Annotated in this window: 2 protein-coding genes; both read right to left on the reverse strand. The window is 60.9% G+C overall.

Going from position 1 to position 5,805, the window contains the following annotated elements:
* Positions 1 to 1,033, reverse strand: a 1,033-nt coding sequence (locus JHD62_RS20980) for a DEAD/DEAH box helicase (protein ID WP_199104514.1), incomplete at its 3' end; no start/stop codon positions are given.
* A 17-nt stretch (positions 1,034 to 1,050) separates the two neighbouring features.
* The coding region (locus JHD62_RS20985) for a Zn-binding domain-containing protein (protein WP_199104515.1) at positions 1,051 to 5,805 on the reverse strand (4,755 nt) is incomplete at its 5' end.

Consider the following 5,805-nt stretch of genomic DNA (forward strand, 5'->3'; position numbering starts at 1 on the left):
AATCACCACTGAGCTGATAGGTAAGCTCGGTTTTCATGCGCCGAGCAAAGCCGCGACCGTCTTGGGTTTCGGCCTGCCACTCTGCAATGTCTTTGCGGCGGCGTTGAACGAAGTGGCGTGCCAGCTCTTGGCGCAGCGGGTCGCTGGTTGACATGCGTCCCTGCAACGCCAGGAAGCGCTGATCCAGTAATGACAAAAGGTTATAGAACGCAACTTCGTCACCCGAGTGGGGCGTGGCTGTGAGCAGGATCAGGTGACGGTGCTCATCCTTGGCAAGGCGTTGCAAAAGCTCGAAGCGCAGTTGCTTGCCTGCACCGCTGCTGGCGCAGGTGTGAGCCTCGTCTACGATGATGCATTCGGGTGCGGTGGCGAGGAACTGTTCGCGATTGCGCTCGCTCTTGATGTAGTCCAGGCTCACAACGACCACAGGGTGGTGATCGAACAAGGCCACGCCGTGGGGCAGCTCGCGCTCCACCCGCGCTGCCGATGCCGCAGTGAGGGGCACCGCGTGCAGGTTGAAGCGGGTCTCCAGCTCGGATTGCCACTGCTCGACCAGGTGCGGCGGGCACAGCACGGCCAAGCGAGTGATCTCACCACGATCCATCAATTCGCGGGCAATCAGGCCGGCTTCGACGGTTTTGCCAATGCCCACGTCGTCTGCAATCAGTAGCCGAACAGTGGACAAGCGCAAGGCCATCAGTAAGGGTACCAGTTGGTAGCCGCGGGGCTCCACAGCGATGTTGCCGAACGAGCGGAAGGGACCAGCACCGGCGCGCAAGGTGAGGCGCAATGCGTCGCGCAGCAGAATGGCCGCCGCGTGGTTGCCCGCCAGGGCGGGATCTGGCAGGTCGAAGGTTGCGTGCTCAACTGGTGCCAGTTCCAGCTCGGGGATCAGAGCGATGGTCTCGTCTTCAGCCCCGCCCAGCGGGCGCAGGCGCAGCCAGTCGCGGCGCGAATCGGTCTGCACTACCCATTCGCGGCCTCGGGCGCGAACCAGGTTGCCTGGCAGGAAGTCGTGTTCAAGTGTGGTCATGGGAGCAGTCCGGGGCGTCAGCCGGTTGTGCCAAACACGGCCGTGTGTTCGGCGAAACGGGCGGACCAAGATTCGGGGTCAGAGAAGTCCAGCACCTGCCAGCCTTTGTCTTGCAACATGGCGGTGGTGGTGGCGTCGAGTTTGTTGAGAAACACCAGGGCGCGTGCGGCCTTGTACTGCGCGGCAGCGATGGCAGCTCCTTGGTTGACGGAGACGCTCAAGGCGTCGGGCGCGGCCAGGCCTGCCGCATGCAAGGCAGCCAGCCAGCGTGCTTCAGGGGTGCCATCGGCTGAAGTTGCCTCGCCACCAGCAGATACGGCCGGTGCGACGTCATTTGCAGGGCGTAGCTTTACCTGAGCATTGGCCATGGCCACCAGCAGCTTCAGTGCTTCCTGGTTACGACGGTTGATGTGCTCGTGGTCTGGCTGATTGAAGTACGAGAGCAGGCACTGGTAGCAGCCCGCCTCGCAAATATGGTTGCCAAGGTCGTCGGTCTGTTCCAGCTCGGGCAAGTCTTCCAAACGCCAAATGCCATCGGCCGGGTCTCGGTGATGTAGGAGGCGCAGTGCGTTCTGCGCCACCAAAGCCAGGCTGGCAGCGTCGTTGGCCAGCCGGGTGAGCACACCCGCGCCGCCCTCGGCAGCCTCGTAGAACAGCAGCGCGCGGCGTGCGTCCAGCTTCGGCAAGGGCTCGGCGACCAGCTCCGACTCTTCGATTTGGAAGGTCATCTCGATGCCACGCTTGAGCGCGGCTTGCAGCGTGGCCATGGCCTCCAGCGGCAGCGCGTGCACCGGCGCCAGGATCAACAGATTGCGGTGGTCTTCAACAAAGGGGACGATGCGCTGGTTGGGTACCTTGTCCATGAGTGCATCGTCGTTGCCGTTGTCTTCACCCGCGTCGGGGGCGTCCTGTTTGCTCCAGGTGCCTGTGATAGGGTTGATGTAAAAGCCTAGTTGCTCTTTGTCCTTGCGGCGGCGCCACCCACGATTGATGCGCCAGATGCGTGCGGCTGGTGCGTAGCTAAGCTCAGCCAGAGTTTCTTCACCCTGCAAGACATCGGCCTTCTGCTTTTGGATCTTGCCGTCAGGCCCCGGTAGAAAACGGTAGGTGGTTTGCAGCTCGAAGCCTTGGCGTTGACGGTCTTCGTCGTTGATCGAAATGCGCTCAACCGGCAGGGTTTCGACGGTCTCGATGCGGTAGAGCTCACGCACCCAATCGGTTTCCGTCAGCAGGGCATCGCAGTTCTCGCAGCGGTTGACCAGAGGCTGACCACCTCCGGGCTCACCCAGGTGACCGTAGCCGCATTGGCTGCACACCAAGGACGTGATCGTTGAGAGTTGGCTGTTGCCCGAAATGTGATCGGCATTGCCCACATTGAGCTTGGCGCGCACCACACGGTACATGCGACCTTGGTGGTAGATGAGGCTGCGTGGACCGAACTCGGACAGTGCCAGGAAACGCGGGCGGCTGACCATGCTGCCCTCGTCGTCTTTGCCATTGGTGGTTTGGCCGCCGCGTGCGGGAATCCAGGCCATGAGAGGCAGGCGAGGGAAGTTATAGCCTGGCAAGAAGCCCTGGCTGGCCAGGTAGCGGTAGGTGTAAAAGTCGGTGTTCTGGCTGTTGCCTGACTTGAGCAGAACGGCGTACTGGCGAGCAGCATCCCCATAGCGGCGCTGGGCATTCTGGCGCTCAGCGTGGGAGGCTGTGTGGCTCTTGACGATCTGGTCGGCCATGTTCATTTGCTGCCGCGTGGCATCGAACAGGACCCGCCAGCGTTCCAAGGCACCCGAGAACTGTTGAGGCGCACGCTCAATGACATGCTGAACGTACTCCTTTGAAAACCAATGGCTACCGTTCAACTCGGTCAGAAGCTGATCCACCACGCGCTGAGCACTAACCAAGGCGCGTTCACGCACACAGGGTGCATTGAAGGCGTCTTGGTAGCTCTGCTTGAGCGGTTTGCCGGGCTGGTCCAGGTCGAGCATCGGCGCGATGCTGGCGTCCAGCGGGGTCTGTGTGCTGGCCAGCCACACGGCTTGAAGATGGCTGTCTACGAGGTCTCGGTTGGCCAGATCAAGCGTCGGCGCACGGACCACACCGTGGACCATGTCGTTGGCGTGGTGGAAGAACCACTGGTCGTGCGGACTAAGCGCTGCACAGTAGGTCACCACGAGAGCCTGCTGGCCCGAGCGACCAGCACGGCCACTGCGCTGCGCGTAATTGGCGGGTGTGGGGGGCATGTTCCGCAGGTACACCGTGTTGAGGGCGGAAATGTCCACCCCCAGCTCCATGGTCGGCGAGCAGAACATGACAGGGAGGCGCTCCAGCGGGGCCTCATGTGCAGGGTTCTGAGACCAGTCATTCCGGTCTTTGTCCGTGTAGCGGAAGCGCTGCTCCAGCAGTTGTCGGCGAGGAGCATCGACTTGCGCCGTGTGCTCTTGGGCTTCGAACTCAAACAGAGGGTGCGATGGCAGACGCAGCAAATCTGCCACGCTCAGGTACAGCTCACGGAAGAAGATGTTGACTCGGCTGTCGTCGCCCAGAGGTTGCTCGGTGATCAGGCACCAATCCAAAGCGGCGGCGTTCAGGCGCCAGCCCGCCAACTGCGCATCAATGGCATGCCTCTGTACATAGCCGTAATTACCTGCCGCGCGAAGCATGGCCTCGATGAGCTCCACCCACTCAGCGTCCTTCCAGCGTTTGACCTCGTTGGCGAAAACTGTGTCTTGCCAGAAGCTGGAGGTCTTGATCAGGCGCATCAGGCGCGAACGCGCACCACCCGTGATGAGATCCGTGCGTGGTTTGCCCTTGTATTCTGGGCGCTTACCAAGGATCAGGTAGCGACCTGTTTCGAGTTTTTCATCGGGGGCAAAGGCCCAGCGCTCGGTGAGATAGGTGTGTCCGCTGGTGCGAGCTTTGTCTTGCTCAACAGGATCAAGGTACCGGGTTTCGAGGCACAGGTGGCGGCGTAGGTGGTCGAACAGCAGTTCGCTCAGCCGGGCCCGATGTGTGGAGTTGAGCCTGGACAGCACGCTGTGGTCCATGAATACGCTGGAATCAGCGCAGAACTCGTCGAGCCCGCGGTAGCGAATCGCCAACAGGCCGAGCTGATCGAGGTTGGGGTTGTTGTAGCGCCAGCCACGACGGAGGTCACGCAACAGGCGATAGGCAATGATGAAGCGCAGGGTGCGCTGTGCTTCTTGCCGTGCAAGGCCCATGAGTTTTGGGGACCGCAGGTATTCCACCAGGATGCTTTGCTCCACCTGTTGAAAGCCCAGCGCCTTGAACACGGCGTCTGCAAGTTGCTCTTCGTTGAGCACGCCCGCGTTTTCTTGGAGCGCGCCGATCAAGCCCGCGCGCAGAGTCAACAAGAAGATGAAGTCGTTGAAGTGGCCAGCTTGTAGGGCGGCATCCTGCCGGTTGTCGGTGAACCCCAGGAGCTTGCGTGGATCAGGTTGACCAGGCACTGGATCGGGCAAGGCGAAGAGTTGCTGCAAGGCACTCAGCGCGATCATGGTCGTGGCCGAAGAGCGTCCCTCGCCAGACAGACTGGACAGGCGATTGGCATCCTTGCCGTGTGCCTCGTGGATCACGCCACAGCTCAAGCAGAAGCGGAACTTACCAGGGATAAACCAGAAGTTCTCGCCCGAGCCCTCATGTCCTTCAGGGCCTACGGCCACATGGTAGGGAACGGCTTTTCGGTAAGCAGGTTTGACCTTTGCCTCTTCGCGGCTCAGGTCCAGCCAGGTCTCAGGCAGGTCATCGATCTGACCGCCGTATTGCTGATCGCCCTTGACCGGGCAAAGAAACCCATAGCTGGCATCTTCGTTGTCATCGGCACCGACGTCGTCGATCTCTCGCGGCAGGTAGGTGGTAGGCCGTTGTCCAGACTGCCAAACGGGTAGGTACTCCTGACCGCAATCACGGCAGAAGTGAGCCGGATAGAGGTGCACACCTTCGTCTTGCCGTCCGGGGGCAAAGCGTTGAGCATCCAGGGTAATATGACGCTGGCCTGGGGCCTCCAGCGTGGTGAGCACTTTGCCAGGGCCACTGATGAACTGGTGCAGCTTGAACGCAAAGGGTGGACGCCCTTGGGGTGTTCTCACATCGTGCGCGGCCACGAGGAAGCGTTGCAACGCTGCTCGGGCCAATGCCACGTCGCAGTTCGCATCACGGGCCAAATCATCACTGGCGGCCTGAAGGGTCTTGGGCTTAGCACGCCGGGGCGGTTCTTGATCGGGCAACTCGATACCTAGGTTGAGTTCGACCCAGATTGACAAGGGGTCTCGTTGAAAGGCCTCAAAATCGGGCCAGTCGAACTGCTCACGGCTAACCGCTGTAGGCAGGTCTGCAGTGATGGCAGCAACATCCTTGAGTGGGTCAGTGACGCGCTCAAGAGTTTCGCCAATCACATCGTGCTCGCTGATCTGGGTGCCAAACAGTTTGGTGGCGACCTCTGCAACCGTGCGATTGCGATCAGTCTGGGTACCTGCGCTCGACATCGTGGCGGAAGTGCCGATGCATACTAGCTTGTCGGCTTTGAGTCGTTCGCGTAAGCGGCGAACGAGCAGAGCAACGTCGGCCCCTTGGCGACCCCGGTAGGTGTGGAGTTCATCCAGCACCAAGAATTCCAGTCCTTCGCAGTGGTCCACTACCCGTCGATCTACATCGTCGAATCGGGTGAGGATGTACTCCAGCATCATGAAGTTGGTTAGCAGGATGTCTGGTGGGATATCCGCCATGGCATCGCGCTCAGGTTTCTTTTCCTGCCC

The organism is Aquitalea sp. ASV11 (assembly GCF_016429185.1).
Lineage (GTDB): Bacteria > Pseudomonadota > Gammaproteobacteria > Burkholderiales > Chromobacteriaceae > Aquitalea > Aquitalea pelogenes.